Annotated in this window: 17 protein-coding genes, 1 riboswitch and 1 other annotated feature (1 of these 19 only partly in view); of the genes, 8 read left to right on the top strand and 9 right to left on the bottom strand. The window is 44.8% G+C overall.

What is annotated here, in order from left to right:
- The first annotated feature begins 11 nt into the window (after window positions 1-11).
- The 3 genes from CN378_RS06550 (at window position 12) to CN378_RS06540 (ending at window position 2,254) form a co-directional block, all read left to right on the top strand.
- A complete protein-coding gene (locus CN378_RS06550) occupies window positions 12-473 on the top strand; it encodes a helix-hairpin-helix domain-containing protein (RefSeq protein ID WP_098351108.1) in 462 nt (153 codons plus the stop codon).
- Between the two features lie 139 nt (window positions 474-612).
- A complete protein-coding gene (locus tag CN378_RS06545; protein WP_098351107.1) occupies window positions 613-1,398 on the top strand; it encodes a divergent polysaccharide deacetylase family protein in 786 nt (261 codons plus the stop codon).
- Window positions 1,399-1,498: 100 nt separating this feature from the next.
- Window positions 1,499-2,254, top strand: coding sequence for a (S)-benzoin forming benzil reductase (locus CN378_RS06540; RefSeq protein WP_098351106.1), 756 nt, complete (start codon window positions 1,499-1,501; stop codon window positions 2,252-2,254).
- Between the two features lie 161 nt (window positions 2,255-2,415).
- Here the strand turns inward: CN378_RS06540 and CN378_RS06535 are convergent, their stop codons facing one another.
- Window positions 2,416-3,735, bottom strand: a complete 1,320-nt coding sequence (locus CN378_RS06535; RefSeq protein ID WP_098351129.1) for a Na+/H+ antiporter NhaC family protein — start codon at window positions 3,733-3,735, stop codon at window positions 2,416-2,418.
- Between the two features lie 81 nt (window positions 3,736-3,816).
- Window positions 3,817-3,921: riboswitch (SAM riboswitch) on the bottom strand.
- Between the two features lie 210 nt (window positions 3,922-4,131).
- Here CN378_RS06535 and CN378_RS06530 point away from each other — a divergent pair.
- Both CN378_RS06530 and CN378_RS06525 read left to right on the top strand, forming a co-directional pair.
- Window positions 4,132-5,304 carry an MFS transporter gene (locus tag CN378_RS06530; protein WP_179884828.1) on the top strand — a complete coding sequence of 391 codons (1,173 nt, stop codon included), beginning with the start codon at window positions 4,132-4,134 and terminating at the stop codon, window positions 5,302-5,304.
- 302 nt (window positions 5,305-5,606) lie between these two features.
- On the top strand, window positions 5,607-5,879 hold the full coding sequence (locus tag CN378_RS06525; RefSeq protein ID WP_098351104.1) for a DUF2187 family protein: 273 nt from the start codon (window positions 5,607-5,609) through the stop codon (window positions 5,877-5,879).
- A 97-nt stretch (window positions 5,880-5,976) separates the two neighbouring features.
- Here CN378_RS06525 and CN378_RS06520 read toward each other — a convergent pair whose 3' ends face one another.
- The 6 genes from CN378_RS06520 to safA form a co-directional block, all read right to left on the bottom strand.
- Window positions 5,977-6,234: a YpbS family protein gene (locus CN378_RS06520; protein WP_098351103.1), complete on the bottom strand. Its 258-nt coding sequence runs from the start codon at window positions 6,232-6,234 to the stop codon at window positions 5,977-5,979.
- An 83-nt stretch (window positions 6,235-6,317) separates the two neighbouring features.
- Window positions 6,318-7,766 carry a cardiolipin synthase gene (gene cls / locus CN378_RS06515; protein WP_098351128.1) on the bottom strand — a complete coding sequence of 483 codons (1,449 nt, stop codon included), beginning with the start codon at window positions 7,764-7,766 and terminating at the stop codon, window positions 6,318-6,320.
- Between the two features lie 114 nt (window positions 7,767-7,880).
- The gene (locus CN378_RS06510; RefSeq protein WP_098351102.1) at window positions 7,881-9,314 is read right to left on the bottom strand and encodes an alanine/glycine:cation symporter family protein; all 1,434 of its coding nucleotides are present in this window, start codon (window positions 9,312-9,314) and stop codon (window positions 7,881-7,883) included.
- Window positions 9,315-9,626: 312 nt separating this feature from the next.
- Window positions 9,627-9,794 (bottom strand): hypothetical protein, encoded by a 168-nt coding sequence (locus CN378_RS22545; protein WP_156030145.1) that lies wholly within the window; start codon window positions 9,792-9,794, stop codon window positions 9,627-9,629.
- Between the two features lie 219 nt (window positions 9,795-10,013).
- Window positions 10,014-10,427, bottom strand: coding sequence for a CBS domain-containing protein (locus CN378_RS06505; RefSeq protein WP_257141039.1), 414 nt, complete (start codon window positions 10,425-10,427; stop codon window positions 10,014-10,016).
- 118 nt (window positions 10,428-10,545) lie between these two features.
- A complete protein-coding gene (gene safA / locus CN378_RS06500; protein WP_098351101.1) occupies window positions 10,546-11,166 on the bottom strand; it encodes a SafA/ExsA family spore coat assembly protein in 621 nt (206 codons plus the stop codon).
- A 156-nt stretch (window positions 11,167-11,322) separates the two neighbouring features.
- Here safA and CN378_RS22870 point away from each other — a divergent pair, with 156 nt between their 5' ends.
- The 3 genes from CN378_RS22870 (at window position 11,323) to CN378_RS06485 (ending at window position 12,907) form a co-directional block, all read left to right on the top strand.
- On the top strand, window positions 11,323-11,481 hold the full coding sequence (locus CN378_RS22870; protein WP_306471845.1) for an Lmo0850 family protein: 159 nt from the start codon (window positions 11,323-11,325) through the stop codon (window positions 11,479-11,481).
- 79 nt (window positions 11,482-11,560) lie between these two features.
- Window positions 11,561-11,842, top strand: a complete 282-nt coding sequence (locus CN378_RS06490) for a hypothetical protein (protein WP_257141038.1) — start codon at window positions 11,561-11,563, stop codon at window positions 11,840-11,842.
- 165 nt (window positions 11,843-12,007) lie between these two features.
- On the top strand, window positions 12,008-12,907 hold the full coding sequence (locus CN378_RS06485; RefSeq protein WP_098351099.1) for a diacylglycerol/lipid kinase family protein: 900 nt from the start codon (window positions 12,008-12,010) through the stop codon (window positions 12,905-12,907).
- Window positions 12,908-12,961: 54 nt separating this feature from the next.
- Here the strand turns inward: CN378_RS06485 and CN378_RS06480 are convergent, their stop codons facing one another.
- Window positions 12,962-13,543 (bottom strand): YqaA family protein, encoded by a 582-nt coding sequence (locus CN378_RS06480; RefSeq protein ID WP_098351098.1) that lies wholly within the window; start codon window positions 13,541-13,543, stop codon window positions 12,962-12,964.
- 143 nt (window positions 13,544-13,686) lie between these two features.
- Window positions 13,687-15,378, bottom strand: a complete 1,692-nt coding sequence (argS, locus tag CN378_RS06475; RefSeq protein WP_098351097.1) for an arginine--tRNA ligase — start codon at window positions 15,376-15,378, stop codon at window positions 13,687-13,689.
- A 53-nt stretch (window positions 15,379-15,431) separates the two neighbouring features.
- Window positions 15,432-15,606: a binding site (T-box leader), on the bottom strand (it continues 30 nt past the right edge of the window).

The following is a 15,606-nucleotide window of genomic DNA, read 5'->3' as shown; positions in this document are numbered from 1 at the left end:
AGGAGACGAGCGTGAGTAGAAAAAGTCCGAAACTTCCACTGACTGATAAAGAAAGAGCGGCACTTCGTAAAGAGAAGATACGATTGGGAGATATCCATGGATTTTCACCTGAACGTCTCCAAGATAAACTGAACATCTCGTTGGAAAGATCCCGTTACCTAGTCGGCATGTCCATCTTTCAACAGATCCCTTCCATTGGACCCAGTATGGCCCACAATGTCGTAGAAGATCTTGGATTTTATACCTTCGAAGAAATAAGGAATGAGAAGGGAGAAGACCTCATCATCGATTTAGAAAAGAAATACGGCGTCTGGATGGACCCCTGCGTAGAAGACTCCCTCAGATGTGTCGTCCACCACGCCAACCATCCATCAAGCACCAAGAACTGGTGGGACTTTACCACCCAAAGAAAAACATACCGACAAACTCACGGCTACCCAGGCGACCGCCCCACCAAAGCATGGGATGAATAGGGACGGACCTCATACATTCCCAGCCCGGAAGCGTAACCACGCTTCCGGGCTTTCTTTATGGATGAAATAAGAGGGACGGACCTCCATTCGTATATCCTACCCAAAATGGACATCATAAAGGGAAAAGGAGTGTGACGAGATGAAAATCCTGCTTATTTGTTTAGTTATGACTTTTTCGATTCAAACGACAGTGTCAGCAAGAAACATTCTTCCCCTTCCCGCTCATCACAATGAGCTTGCGATCGTGATCGATGACTTGGGTAACGACATGAAAGGAACGGAAGAAATTCTGAGCCTGCCCGTCACGTTGACGATCGCTGTAATGCCGTTCTTGCCGACGACCAGAGCAGACGCTGAAAAAGCCCATCAAAAAGGGCATGAGGTCATCGTCCATCTTCCCATGGAACCGGTGTCCGGGAAGGCAAGCTGGCTGGGACCGGGAGCGATCACGACTTCTCTTTCAGATGAAGAGATCAGAAAGAGAGTGGAGGGTGCGATAGAAGAAGTGCCTTATGCAGTGGGCGTCAATCATCATATGGGTTCGAAGGCAACAGCGGATGAGCGGGTCATGCGGATCGTCCTGGAGATATGCAAAGAAAAGGGTTTATTTTACCTGGATAGCAAAACGACGGGGAAGAGCGTCATCCCTAAGCTTGCGAAAGAGCTGGGGGTACCGTATCTTGAAAACGAATTGTTTTTTGATGACGTCTACACGATCCACCACATCGGGAAGCAGGCGAGGCTCCTTTCAAAAGAATTAGACAGTGATGAAGCGACGATAGCCATCGGACATGTCGGGGTAACAGGAATCAAGGTGGCGACCATGTTAAAAGAGTTCCTTCCCCTTTATGAGAAAAAAGCATCAATCGTTCCACTGTCAGATTTGATACCGGAGTATCATTTAATTGATGAGAGCATGCCTTGATCATCGGTCGTTCGTAAATCTTTTGTTAACCCGATGCTTAATTTTTTGTGTAAAGAACACTCTCCCTTATAATCAATAGGTAAGAAGGAGATGATTCAATATGGATTATGCAATCGTGACGGGAGCAACGAGAGGCTTAGGGGAATCGGTGGCGAGGCTCTTTATAGATAAAGGCATCGGCGTCCTGAATATTTCCCGTTCGGAAAATGACAGCTTGCAAAAGCTTGCCAGGGAAAAAGAAGTGGCATATGAATTTCTTTCTTGTGATCTTTCGCAACCAGATCAAACAGAAGCCGTTTTCCGTGAAGCCGGAAGAAAAGTATTTGGTTCTGAAGCCAAAAGAATATATGTTGTACAAAATGCTGGAGTGGTGAACCCGATCAATCCGTCGGGTGAAGTGGATAATGGGGCACTTGAGACGAGTGTGCATGTCAATTTGCTCGCTCCCATGATCGCCACTAATGAATTGATTAAAGCAGCCAAAGGTTCTGACGCCAAAATGATCATGGTCAACATCAGCTCTGGGGCAGGGAGCCGTCCCGTTTACGGGTGGAGTACGTACTGTGCGACTAAGGCGGGAATTAACATGCTGACTGAGACGGTGAGCGTCGAGCTTACCCACAAGCATAGTCGTCATCAGGTCATTGCCTTCAGTCCAGGGGTGATGGATACGGATATGCAGGGAGAGATCCGTTCTTCCTCTAAAGAGGCATTCGCAGACGTCGAATCATTCCAGCGCTACAAAGAAGAAGGGATGCTTCGCAGCACGGATACCGTTGCGAATGCACTATTGAATCTCGTTACGGAAAAGGACATTGAAAGCGGTAAGCTGTATCATGTGAATGATTTGTTATAAAAGAAAAGCAGACTCCCGGGGACGGGATCTGCTTTTTTTAGTTCTGCAATAAAATCTAAAAGTGCCGCAACAACCGAAAGTCACCCTGGAACCAAGCGATTTCATCACCTCTGACGCATAAAAAGAGACAAACCCAAACGGATTTGTCTCTTTTTAACATATTATGAAGATTGAACCGGATCTCCATCAGCGACTGATTTACGGGTGAACTTCGGAAGGGCGAATTGAATCGCAATCAGTCCGCAAATCGCAATCAATACAGGATAGAAAGCATATGGAATAATGCTGATCGGTGAGATGCCGGCTACCTCTGCCACGAGCAGCGCCTGGGCCCCGTATGGGATCAAGCCTTGGACGGCACAGGAGAAAATGTCCAGGATACTGGCTGATTTACGGGCGTCCACACCATACTTTTCGCTTAGTGTCTTGGCAAGCGGACCTGCAATGATGATTGAAATGGTATTATTGGCTGTACATAGGTTCGTCGAACTGACCAACCCTGCCGTAGCAAGCTGTGCTCCCTGGGGAGACTTGATCCGGCGGGTGGCGTGATAAAGAATTGCCTGGATTCCTCCATTATGACGGATGAGTTCGACCACTCCCCCGATCAGGATCGATAGAATCACGATTTCTGCCATTCCCGTCATCCCATCGGCTACACTGCCGAAATAACTGGCAGGCGTAAAGCTTCCGTCAACAAACCCAATGATTCCCGCTAACAGGATACCGCCTAATAGAACAACGAATACGTTCAATCCTGCAAGGGCACCAATAATGACTCCAACGTAAGGCAGAATTTTGATCCAATTGTAGCTTTCCGCGCCGACAGAGGATGGGTTCCCCATTGTCAGCACCAACAGGATCACCATGGTGATGATGGCTGCCGGCAGTACAATGAAGAAGTTCACTTTGAATTTATCCTTCATCTCCGTTTTCTGTGTGCGAACAGCTGCAATCGTGGTATCCGAGATGAACGATAAGTTATCTCCGAACATCGCTCCCCCGATGACGGTTGCCATCGCCAGGGGCATTGAAATATCCGTTCCAGTACTGATCCCTGCTCCGATCGGTGCAAGGGCAGCGATCGTTCCCATCGATGTTCCCATAGAAAGGGAGATGAAAGCGGCAATGATGAAGAGACCGACAATGATTAAATTCCCTGGAAGGACGGATAGGGCAAAGTTGACGGTTGAATCAACGGCTCCCATCTTTTCAGCCACACCTGAAAATGCTCCCGCCAATAAGAAGATAAAGACCATAATCATGATATCGGGATGACCGGCTCCTTTAGCGAACCGTTCAATCTTAGCCGTCAACGTCTCTTTTCGGTTCATCAACAGGGCTACAACGGCTGCAATGATGATGGATACAAGGACAGGAAATGCATAAAAATCTCCTGAAATGATGCCTGCTCCGAGGAACAGTGCTACAAATATGATCAAGGGCAATAAAGCCAGTAAATTTCCTTTTTCTTGATGCATGCCTAACACTCCTTTGTCGTCAAAATCAAATAAAAAAACCTCTTCCAACATAAGAAGAGGTTTCATTCAAACGAAACACTCCTCTTATCTTTCAAGCATAACGCTTGCTGGATGTGGCACAGCACTCATAACGAGTCCGCTGCCGAGACATCACAGGGCCAGTCCCTCCGTCTCTCTGGATAAGAAGATATGTTATTTAGTTGATTTAAAATATACTTCCATACTTTAAAGGGTTTAATCGAAAAAGTCAAACGGAAATCTCTCATGAATGCTCTTTTTTCGCCACCAGCACCGCTAAAAACGATGAGTTTATCCATAAAAAGGCATAAACTCATAGACAATTGAACGGTCAAGGTCTACTATAAGATAGACAAAAACATCTTGGGGGATACGGTAGTGGAAAGAACAGTACGAAATCAAATTTTTACATTACAAGGGTTTTATTTATTGACGTTCTTTGGGGTCGGCAGCTTATATCCTTTACTCAGCGTTTATTTGAGCGAAAGCGTAGGCTTGAATGGATATCAGATCGGAACCATCATGTCTGTGGGCCCCATCATGATGATTTTCTTCCAGCCGATATGGGGGATGGTCAGTGACACAACGAATCGTCCAACCCTCGTGTTAGGAATGACTTCTTTAATAGCGGGTATCTTTGCACTTGGTTACTTATTCATGGACTTCTACTACGGGTTGCTAATCGTCGCGATTCTGGTTGCGATCTTCCAAAGCGCCATCATCCCTGTATCGGATAGCATCAGCTTGAAGTACACGAGTAAGGTCCGCTATAACTACGGAAATATCCGTCTGTTCGGATCATTGGGATTCGGTATTGCGGTCTTTATCATGGGAAGGCTTTCGGAGGGATTCATCGGGCCGACCATCATATTCTACTCTTTCTTTATCTGCCTGGTCCTATCCGGATTTCTCTCTTTCCGTTTTCCTAAAGAGAGAGCGGCAGCGAAGCTTGATTTAAAAGCAGGGATGAAGGAATTATTCACGATGAAAAAATTCCTGATCTTCCTGGCCGTCACATTCCTCGTGTTCGGCCCCAATCTTGCAAACAATGTGTACTTCGGATTATTTGTGGAAGATTCAGGTGGTACGTACGCCGGGATCGGTCTCGCGTTCTTGATCGCCGTATTATCTGAAGTGCCATTCATGAGGATCGCAGGAGGATGGATCGATAAATTCGGCCTCTTGACCGTAGCAGCATTAGCGGGTGCCGCTTCCATGATCCGCTGGCTTTTCTACTTTACGGAACCCAGTCTATGGCTCGTTTACTCTTCAGCAGTGATGCAGGGTCTTGCCATTGGCCTATTCATTCCGGCCGGCCTTCGTTACATTAAAGAAATCACACCGGCTCACATCACGGCCACCGCCGTTACCGTCTACTCGGCCATCGGTAACGGACTCGGGAATTGGTTCAGCACCTTCGTCGGCGGATTCATCTATGAAACATACTCGATATACACGGTGTACCTATTCTTCGCCGTACTGTCCCTATTAGGGATCTTCCTCTGCTTCGTTCTCATGAAAGAAGAGAAAAAGAACGCATTGGCCTATTAATAAAGCTTCCTCAGGCATCCAGTTGTCACCTGGATGCCTTTTTTGTATGCAAAATAAAAGAAAAGGAAGGATTTTCCTTATCTTATGTCTAAGTATATATAAGACCATGGATGCCACAGCAAACATCCATAATAAAAAAAGACACCTCAAAAGGTTTTGACTTCATAAAATTGTGGTACAAAAAGGATAAGTCGATAAGTCATTCATTGATATTTATATAAATACAAGTTAAAATAATATTATTAGAAAATTCTTTCAATTAAAAAGAGAACTCTTACTATACTAAAAAAGGGGATTTGAAAATGGAAAATACATTCGTTTACTCAAAAGAGAATGCCAATCTCGGGGATACGGTTCAATTCAGAAGAAAGAAACATGTCATCAATGGCGTCGTCACAACCCTTAGGGAAAATACGGTCATTGTCAAAATGGATAGGGAAATCGCGAAGACGCTGGACTTACCCGATGATCAAACCGTTGTTGCCCATAAAAATTATGTGGTGATCGAACGAGCCGAAAATGATTCACAACCCGTGTTTGTATATGATGGGTGGAATAGCGCATTAAAAGCCTGAGTTCTTCTTTCAATTAAAATAACCCTGAACCGCCTTCACCATCCGAGTGGAAATAGACGAATCAGGGTTATTTGTGTTGCCTGAAGTAGAAGATGGGTTATGATAATCTCGCTACATATTCCTTCACCATTTCTGCCGTAACGAGCTTTCTTTGCGGGACAACCCCACGTCTTGCAAGGTCATTGATTTCATTTGTTATGTAATTAATGCGGTCCGTTGTAAAAGGTTTTCCGGCAGAACAAAGCTGAACCACTTCGTCAATCGCTTTTTCCCTCTGCTCATCCAGTATCATAAATTGTTGAACAAGCTGATTTTGTTTGTTGGAATGCTTGGAAATTTCTTTGTGAACACTCATGATCTAAATCCCTCTCTCTCTATAACGCATTATCTCTATTATGCCTTTTTCCATCTGCTTATGGCAATGTCCAATCGCCCCTTCTATAAAATGGGGGACAAGAGCCTTGATATAGATTCCTTCACCTTGATCATCAAAGGTCTCTGATGATACCCTTCCATTGTTAATTCCCTGCTCTTTTCACTATCGTCCATAAACACGGAACTTAAGTTTTCAGAGAGTGTGCGATCATATAGAAAGGCATTGACCTCGAAATTCAAGCGGAAGCTCCGAACATCGATATTGGCTGTTCCGACAGACGAAATGGCTTCATCTACGACGATCGTCTTCGCATGTATGAAACCATTATCGTAAATATAAATCCTCACTCCCGCTTTCAATAGCTCCCCGATGTAGGAGTATGTGGCCCAGTAGACAAATAAGTGGTCCGGTTTATTCGGGATCATGATCCGGACATCCACCCCTGTAAGGGCGGCGATTCTCAATGAGTCGAGGAGGCTGACGTCCGGAATGAAATAAGGTGTCTGAATGAAGATGGACTTCTTGGCAGACGAAATCATTTTAATATAGCCGTTCTTAATCTGTTCCCATTCAGAGTCCGGCCCGGATGTGACAATTTGCACCCCTGCCTCTCCCGTGAATGATGAGAGGGGGAAGTACCGCAAGTCATAGGAAATCTTCTTTGAACGGCTGGCCTGATTCCAATCCAGTATGAAGCGGGTCTGCATGGCCAGAGCTGAACTGCCCTCGATTCTCAAATGGGTATCCCGCCAATACCCGAACTTCGGATTCAAGCCTAAGTACTCATCCCCGACGTTAAAGCCACCTACATAGCCGACCTTCCCGTCGATGATCACCAGCTTTCGGTGATTACGATAATTTAAGCGAAGGTTGATAAAGGGAATCTTCGAAGGGAAAAACACTTCCACCTCACCACCCGCAGAGAGGAGGCCTTTAAAGAAGCCCCGCCTCGTACGCCTGGACCCCATTTCATCATAGAGGACCCGGACCTTTACGCCTTCTCTCGCTTTTTCAGTAAGCTTCTCTAAGATCCGTTTTCCTAACTGATCTTTCTTGAAAATATAATACTGAATATGAATAGAATCATGCGCGGCTTCTATGTCCGCTAATAACGCCTCAAACTTGTCTTCACCGTGTGTGAACAATGTTACCTCATTATCCTGTGTCAGTAGTGCTTCATTGTTGATCAGATGCATATAAATAAGATCCTGATATTGAGAGGATATTTCATTTTTAAAAGGAAAACGATGTTCTTTCAACGAATGGATCTGATTCTGAATCAACCCTTCTATCCCGATTTTCTTCATATCATCCCAATCAAACAACCGTTTCCTGCTTAAGTTTTGCCCGAAAATCAGATAAAGGATGAACCCCAGCAATGGAATGAAAAACAATACCATCAGCCAGGCCCATGTCGCTCCCGCATCTTTCCGCTCTAAAAAGATGATAACGGAGGCAAGGATCAGGTTAAGGAAAAATAATACCCCCAGAAGAATAGATAGGATACTCATCATGTTAAGGCTCCTTTGACTAACTTTCTATAAATAGTATACCTGAGAATGGATTAGAAAAAAATGACAAGAAAAAAAGAGCAGGGACCTGCTCCTGCTCTTTAGTGGAAGGTTTTATTCATTTACTGCTTTTTTAGGGATGTCACTTTGGCGCTTTGGCCAGCATTCGACATTCTTTAAACCGGGTATGTCATCTGCATAGAAGACAGGATCCAATCCTTGACGACGCTGAGTCATATAGTTGTCCAGGGCTTTAAAGGCAATCGGGGCCAGAATCCCGATGGCAGCCAAGTTCGTAAGGGCCATCAAGGCCATTGAAAAGTCAGCCAGGCTCCAGACAATATCAAGACTCGCAACAGATCCGAAGATTACCATTCCAAGTGCAATGAAGCGATAGATGAGGAGTCCGGTCTTACTCTTATTGATAAATGGGAGGTTCGCTTCCCCGTAATAATAGCTTCCGATGATGGAACTGAAGGCAAAGGTAAAGATGGCGATCGCCAGGAATATACCGGCCCATGAGTTGAAGTGTTCCGACATGGCTGCCTGTGAAAGCTCGATTCCCGTCAATCCTGATCCATAGGCATCAGATGTCAAAATGATGAAGGCCGTTGCGGAACAGACGAGGATCGTGTCAAAGAATACTCCAAGTGCCTGGATGAACCCCTGCTTAACAGGATGGGATACAGATGCCGTAGCGGCAGCATTCGGTGCACTACCCATACCGGCTTCATTGGAGAATAGTCCACGCTTCACGCCATTCATGATGGCGGCACCGATCCCGCCGCCGACGACCTGTTCAAAGCCAAAGGCACTTTTGAAAATAAGGGCGATGACGCCGGGCATTTCAGTGATATTCGTAATGACGACATATAGTGCCAGTACGATATAAAAGCCGGCCATGATCGGTACGATGAAAGATGAAAAATTGGCTATACGTTTAACTCCGCCAAAGATGATGAGTGCAGTCAAGGCGGCTAATACAATGCCGATTACAAGTGTGTTGATACCAAATGAATTACTGAAGGCCGTTGCAATCGTATTACTTTGAACGGCATTAAAGGTTGTCCCAAAGGATAGGATGATGGTGACGGCAAAGATCGAACTCATCCATGGCTTGCCGAGCTGCTTCTTCATATAGTAGCCGGGGCCGCCTTTGAAACCTACCTCATCTTTTTCTTTATAAATCTGGGCCAATGTACTTTCGACAAAGGCACTGGCTCCTCCGAGAATGGCAACAAGCCACATCCAGAAGACCGCTCCAGGTCCCCCAATTGCTAAGGCAATGGCTACTCCTGCTAAATTACCTGTACCAATTCGAGTACCTGCTCCAATAAAGAATGCCTGCAGGGAAGAAATCTGCTTTTTTCCCTCTGCTTCGACAACATCCTTATCACCTAATAATCGAAGCATTTCACCTAAGTGGCGAATTTGCACGAATTTTGAACCAATCGTGAAATATAATCCTAAAATGAGGAGTACACCGATTAAAATATACCCCCACAAGATTGAATTTGCTTCCGTGACTAAATGATTTAAAATATCCATGATAACCCCCTCAAAAATTTGTGTCGGTTACATGTAATATTATCTGAAAATTTCAAATAAAAGTCAAGTTATTATCTGAATATTAAAATATTACCAATAAGTATTTAGGGGAGCGAACTATTGTGTCATAGTAATTAAGGGTTTTCAAAGGGTATCAAGACAAAAGTACTGGGACGTATTATTATTTTAAGATAATATATGTCGGTCTATGAGGATAATATAAGTCAGAGATTTACTCACAAAAAAAAGCCATAGAAACCCATGGCAACAGCTTGATCTTTCATATGAATTGGAATAGCGACTATAATCGAGTTAATAAAAATTCCAAAACCCTAAAACAAATAATAAAATACCCGTAATCATTGATATTCCAAATAGCATAAATAAGAAATCAAGAATGCTGTCGGCGAAGACTCTTTTGCGGTTCTCACGTTTAAAATGACGAACTTCCTTGCGGTACGATCGTGCAGCACGACTCATACAAAACCTCCTCCTCCATGGACACCATTTGTATTACTCACATATTCGTCACAAATCAAGAAAATCCTCCCTCTAAATGAAAATAATGACGATATCCCTATCTCTTCGTCGTAATCAGTCGATTTGAGGGACGGACCTCTCCAAATGCCAAATAAGGGGCTATGCAATAGCCCCTTATTCGACACGAGAAAGCTTAGAAGGTAGTGCCCTTCCGCTTTTTTAGCGAAGGTGATTTTGAGAGATTCCGCTAAGGGCGCTTCCGGCACTTTGGTCGGATTTCTGCTGCACTGCCAGATCCCCAAGAGCAAGCATCCCGACAAGCTGTCCATTTTCCACAACCGGTAAACGGCGCACCTGGTGCTGGGACATCATGGCCGATGCCTCCTCGACAGAAGCATCAGGAGAAATGGTCACGACCTGCTGGGACATAACCTGAGAGACATTTCCTTGTGCACCTTGAGTCAGTCCACGAGTCGCAATATCACGGTCGGTAATCATCCCGACAACCTGTCCGTTTTCAACAACGGGAACGGAACCAACGTTTCTTGAACTCATTTTAGAAGCGACGCTCTCAAGTGAGTCCTGGTTAGAAGCGGCTTCCACATTTGTCGACATAATATCACGTACTTGCATGAAACATTCCCCCTTGATCATGATTGGCAGTACACGTTTATTATCCGACAGATCTCCCCAGTTATTCTTACGATGAATTTCCAATTTTGAGGGACGGACCTTCACCGTTACTTTCTCATCATTCAGCACAAAACAATTGAGTCCAGTATGTTCCATAAGTGCCGCCCTTGGCATAACCGACACCCATATGTGTATAGGCCGGGTTGAGGATATTTTTCCGATGAACGGGACTTCCCATCCATTCCCTTACGACCTCTTCCGGACTCATCTGGCCGGCAGCAATATTCTCTGCAGCCATGTTATACGAAATGTGGAAACGTTTCATCATCTCATCAGGAGATCCGTATGTCGGGCTTCTGTGAGAGAAGTAACCGGCATCTCTCATATCTCGGGACTTGTACAGGGCGACCTGGGAGAGCTTCATATCGATCTGAAGAGGGAGGAGGCCTTTTTTGTGGCGTTCCCGATTGGTTAATTCAGTGACTTGGCCTTCGAATGAGTTTTCTGACTGGAAACCTGGAATCGTCACGTTCTGTCCCGGATAAATGATGTTGGGATCTGATACTTGGGGGTTTGCACCGATCAGTTCAGACAACCCGATTCGAAACTTCCTGGAAATGGTCCAAAATGTATCTCCTTTTTTTACTGTATACGTACTTTCAGCGTTTGTTATATGTAGATCAAATAGACTAAAGAATAGGGACGATGTGATAAGGATGAGCGATAGTTTAGTCTTCATGAGTATAAATTGTGTAATTCGGAACAAATTATTCTTTTGAAATGTGCAAAAGTAGGATTATCGTTTCATTTTTAGGGAAAAGGGAAACCATATAACATAAAGTGAAACCTTTTACAGAGTCAAACGTACAAATAGGTAACGATCATTTAAAAAGAGGTGAATAACGTGGTAAAGGAGAACGATCGCTTTAAAAAAGTGATAACGAAATTGTCGAACGTCGGTGTGAATATTTCAAAAACGAAATCAAGACGTGAAATACTTCATTCACTAAAGCAGTATCAACCATTACCTAAGACGTTAACACAAGATTCTTAAACCGCAGCGAAATGGTGGACAGACATATTTCCCCTTCATTCCCTATATACTATAGGTAAGGTGAAGAGGAGGGTTAGGCATGGAGAGAATGATGTTTGATTTACAGGCATTGAAGGAAATCAGAAAGAAGGCAGATGAGATTTCATACTACTGTATGAGCCGGGATCAGCCAGATCCACACCGTCTCAGCATGGCCTTAGATCAGGTGTGTCGTGCCCTTGCCATGTTTGCGGAAACGGAACTCCATCGCATGCAGAATCAGCATATTCCCTATGATCCCCAAAGCTATATCAAAGGACGTCTCGGGATTGCCTGTCGATCTGTACTCCAAGTCCCTCAGGAAGATTCCAATACGGCATAAAAGAGGTTGACCCAAGATCCATCGGATTCTAAGCCAAGAATTCCACAGATATAAATATAGACTCTGAAATTATGGTCTGGTCCTCTAAGGATGATATTTACTCATCGTTTTGGGTCAGCCTCTTTTTATTTGCTACACTAATCTATAAGTTAGGTGACGATATTCATGGCAAGATTTTCGGATATATTACTCATATGCAATGGCAAGGCAGGTCAAGGGACGCTGGAGGTCCTGTTAAAGGATGCAGTCCCCCCTTTATTGGATATTTGCGAGAACCTGATCATTCACAAAACAAAAGAAAAAGGTGATGCCGAAAGGGTTTGTAAGGAATCGGGGAGTCGGTATGAGCTGGTGGTGATCATGGGCGGGGATGGTACGATCCATGAATCCATCAACGGGCTGTCTGTTCTCGAAAATCGTCCGCTGGTGGGAATCCTTCCGGGTGGGACATGCAATGATTTTGCCCGTTCCCTGCGTATACCGATGAATATTGGACAAGCCGTCAGTCTCATCACCGAACATCCTTACGAACAGGAAATCGACATTGTCCAGGCAGGGGAAAGGTATTTCAGTAACTTCTGGGGAACGGGACTGGTTGCACAGACCAGCGATAATATAGATGTGGGATCAAAGAGTGTCCTTGGGAAACTGAGCTATTATATAAGTGCTTTCCAATCGATTCAGGATTCCCCTATCTTACGTGTGAAGGTTACAACAGAAGAAGAGACAGTGGAAGAAGAGGTCGTCATGCTGTTGGTCGCCAATGGACGTTCCATCGGGTCCAATCCACTGCCGAACTGTATCAATATGGACGACGGGTTGATGGATATTTATATCGTGAAGAAAAGCGGATTTCCTTTGTTAAAGGAATTTCTCGTCATTAAAAGTACGGGCAATATCAGCGAGGAATATGACGATATCATGCACATACAAGCCAGGGAAGCCCACATTGAACTCGGTCAAAACGAAAAGCTCGATATGGACGGAGAGCTCTATGAAGGAAGCGGGCAGTCCCTACACGTATTACAGAAGCATCTGCGCTTTATAGTGGGGGCATCCGAATAAAAGAGAGCATGGGGTACGAATGTCGTATCCCATGCTCTCTTTTGTGTCAATGCATCAAGGTGTTCGTTTTTTCTTTTTTATGACTAAGTAGACAACATATAGAACAATCAACACTCCACCTGCTGCAAGGGTGAGGAGCGTAAAGTTTTGCTCGATAAATGGTTTTGCCTTTGCTCCGAGGGTCAGGATGATCGCGCCTTCCAGAAAGAAACGAATCCCCCTGCCGATAATCGACCAGATCACTAACACGCGGATCCTCACTCCGGATACTCCGGCGAAAATGGTAAAAATCTTATAAGGAACAGGTGTCAGACCGGCAATCAGAAGGGCCATGGGTCCGAATTTCGTAAAGTATTCTTCTACTTTTTGTATTCGTGATTCAGAAAATAGACGTACAAGAATCGGTCGTCCAAGCTTTCTCCCGATCAACCATCCAAACAGGGCCCCGATGACAGAAGCGATTGTCGTATAAAGGGCGTAAAGCAATGCGCTGCCCGGGTTGGCAATTGCGAGTGGGATCAGTAACACATCAGGTGGGATAGGGAAGAAAGATGAATCAGCGAATGAAACAAGAATCAGTCCCCATACACCATAATCCAATAACCAGGCTTCGAACGTGTGAAGTAGTTCAGACATAGTACTCTCCTTTATGAATAAAGCGTTATTTTCAAATTTAACAGAACATAAGAAAGTATATCACTTTTCATATGGGGAGTCATGAAATATCCCATTCATATTGTTCTATTTCTCGGGAAATAGTGACAGAATTCCTGATGATTCTACATTTCTGAAGGAGATTTCATTCCAAGTAAGCGCAATCCTTCGGCAAGGACAATTCCGACGGCATGAACAAGTGCCAGGCGGGAACTTTGTTGGGTGTCTTCTGAAATGATTTTCGTTTTACCATAATAACGATTGAAGCTTTGTGCGGTATCAATCAGATACTTTGCGATGATGGAAGGAGCATAATGCTGCCATGCTCTTTCAATGATTTCCGGAAATAATCGCAGCTGCTTTACCACTTCCCAGCTTTCAGCGTCGTCCAGGCCATCGAATGTAAGGGGATGGAGATCTCCCGCTTTTCTGAGAAGGGACTGGGCTCTCGCATATGTGTATTGAATATAGGGGCCTGTTTCCCCTTCGAACGTGAGCATATGATCTAAAGAAAAGTCAATGTCATTGAGGCGGTCATTTTTCAGGTCATGAAATAGGACAGCCCCGACCCCTACATCCCTTGCAACAGCGTGAGCATTTTTTAAGTCAGGGTTTTTCTGCTTGATATTCCCTTCGGCCATCTTAATGGCTTCTTGTAGCACTTCTTCCAGGAGGATGACCCTGCCTTTCCTAGTAGACATCTTCTTCCCATCCTTTAAATAGAGGCCAAAAGGAATATGTTTCATTTCATCCGCCCAGTTGAACCCAAGCTTTTTCAACACGTTCACGACTTGCTTGAAATGGACGGTCTGTTCCTGGCCGACGATATAAAGGGCTTCTTCGAAGGCATATTGACGCTTGCGGAAGAGGGCAGCGGCCAGATCCCGGGTGGCATAAAGAGTAGCCCCATCGGATTTCTTAATGAGGCAGGGAGGCAGATTCCCCTCATCCATCCGAACGACCTGAGCCCCTTGGGATTCCTCAAGAAGATGCTGTTCCTGCAGCAAGGTCACGACTTCTCCCATCTTGTCATTGAAAAATGCTTCCCCGTTATAGGAATCGAACCCGACGCCAAGTAAAGAGTAGATTTTCTTAAAGGATTCGAGTGATTCATCCTTAAACCATCTCCATAATTTCGTTACTTCTTCATCCCCATCTTCCAGAAGCTTAAAAGCTCTTCTTCCTTCATCCTCCAGGGACGGGTCGAGTTCTGCCTCCTCATGAAACTTCTTATAAAGAACAAACAATTCGGCAATTGGGTTCTCCTTGACCTTATCGGGTTCTCCCCACTTTTTGAAAGCGACGATCAGTTTTCCAAACTGGGTACCCCAATCCCCGATATAATTGATCTTCTCGGTTGCATAACCGCATTTTTCGGCAATGGTGGCGATGGCATTTCCGATGACGGTTGAACGGAGGTGCCCCATAGAGAAAGGTTTAGCAATGTTGGGAGAGGACATGTCTAATACGATGGTTTTGTTTTCTCCGAACGTGTGAGTTCCATAATCCTCTCCTTTCGCCAGGATATCCGACACGATTTCTTTCCCGGCTTTTGCCCCGTTGAAATGAATATTGACATAAGGGCCAACTGCCTCCACCTTGGAGAAAAGCGGGGAGGAAAGGCTCCCCGCAATGTCAGCGGCGATCCGGGCAGGAGCTTTCTTCAAAGTTTTCGAAAGCTGGAAGCATGGGAAAGCCAGGTCTCCCAAGTGACTATGCTTTGGTGTTTCAATCAAATCGCAGATGTCGTTCTCGCTCCAATCAGACAAGAGTAGCTGTGACTTTAATTCATGTGCAAATAGTGATTTCAATTCCATCTAGATCCACCTCCATTAATAGTAAACACAAAAAAACCCGCCTCTATTTTTAACATAGAGACGAGTTTAAGCTCGCGGTACCACTCTTATTCCCAAAAGGACACTCATTGAATAACGGGAGATCCCGGTTTTTCCCTACTGATTTCAAGAAAAACTTCTCGGAAGTGCGGTTCATCCAAGGCTTCACACCGGGCTTCCACCATCCCCGGCTCGCTTTTTGATTCACGT

Origin of the sequence: Bacillus sp. AFS015802 (genome assembly GCF_002561455.1) — a bacterium.
Lineage (GTDB): Bacteria > Bacillota > Bacilli > Bacillales > Bacillaceae_B > Rossellomorea.
Note: the sequence above shows the minus strand (reverse complement) of the source record. Positions and strands in the feature narration are given on the sequence as shown.

What these genes read in the sequence shown, in the direction of transcription:
- CN378_RS06545 (WP_098351107.1), top strand. Translation starts at nt 613, where the DNA reads ATGAAAATCCTGCTTATTTGTTTAGTTATGACTTTTTCGATTCAAACG.
- CN378_RS06540 (WP_098351106.1), top strand. Translation starts at nt 1,499, where the DNA reads ATGGATTATGCAATCGTGACGGGAGCAACGAGAGGCTTAGGGGAATCG.
- CN378_RS06535 (WP_098351129.1), bottom strand. Translation starts at nt 3,735, where the DNA reads ATGCATCAAGAAAAAGGAAATTTACTGGCTTTATTGCCCTTGATCATA.
- CN378_RS06525 (WP_098351104.1), top strand. Translation starts at nt 5,607, where the DNA reads ATGGAAAATACATTCGTTTACTCAAAAGAGAATGCCAATCTCGGGGAT.
- CN378_RS06520 (WP_098351103.1), bottom strand. Translation starts at nt 6,234, where the DNA reads ATGAGTGTTCACAAAGAAATTTCCAAGCATTCCAACAAACAAAATCAG.
- cls (WP_098351128.1), bottom strand. Translation starts at nt 7,766, where the DNA reads ATGAGTATCCTATCTATTCTTCTGGGGGTATTATTTTTCCTTAACCTG.
- CN378_RS06510 (WP_098351102.1), bottom strand. Translation starts at nt 9,314, where the DNA reads ATGGATATTTTAAATCATTTAGTCACGGAAGCAAATTCAATCTTGTGG.
- CN378_RS22545 (WP_156030145.1), bottom strand. Translation starts at nt 9,794, where the DNA reads ATGAGTCGTGCTGCACGATCGTACCGCAAGGAAGTTCGTCATTTTAAA.
- CN378_RS06505 (WP_257141039.1), bottom strand. Translation starts at nt 10,427, where the DNA reads ATGCAAGTACGTGATATTATGTCGACAAATGTGGAAGCCGCTTCTAAC.
- safA (WP_098351101.1), bottom strand. Translation starts at nt 11,166, where the DNA reads ATGAAGACTAAACTATCGCTCATCCTTATCACATCGTCCCTATTCTTT.
- CN378_RS06490 (WP_257141038.1), top strand. Translation starts at nt 11,561, where the DNA reads ATGGAGAGAATGATGTTTGATTTACAGGCATTGAAGGAAATCAGAAAG.
- CN378_RS06485 (WP_098351099.1), top strand. Translation starts at nt 12,008, where the DNA reads ATGGCAAGATTTTCGGATATATTACTCATATGCAATGGCAAGGCAGGT.
- CN378_RS06480 (WP_098351098.1), bottom strand. Translation starts at nt 13,543, where the DNA reads ATGTCTGAACTACTTCACACGTTCGAAGCCTGGTTATTGGATTATGGT.
- argS (WP_098351097.1), bottom strand. Translation starts at nt 15,378, where the DNA reads ATGGAATTGAAATCACTATTTGCACATGAATTAAAGTCACAGCTACTC.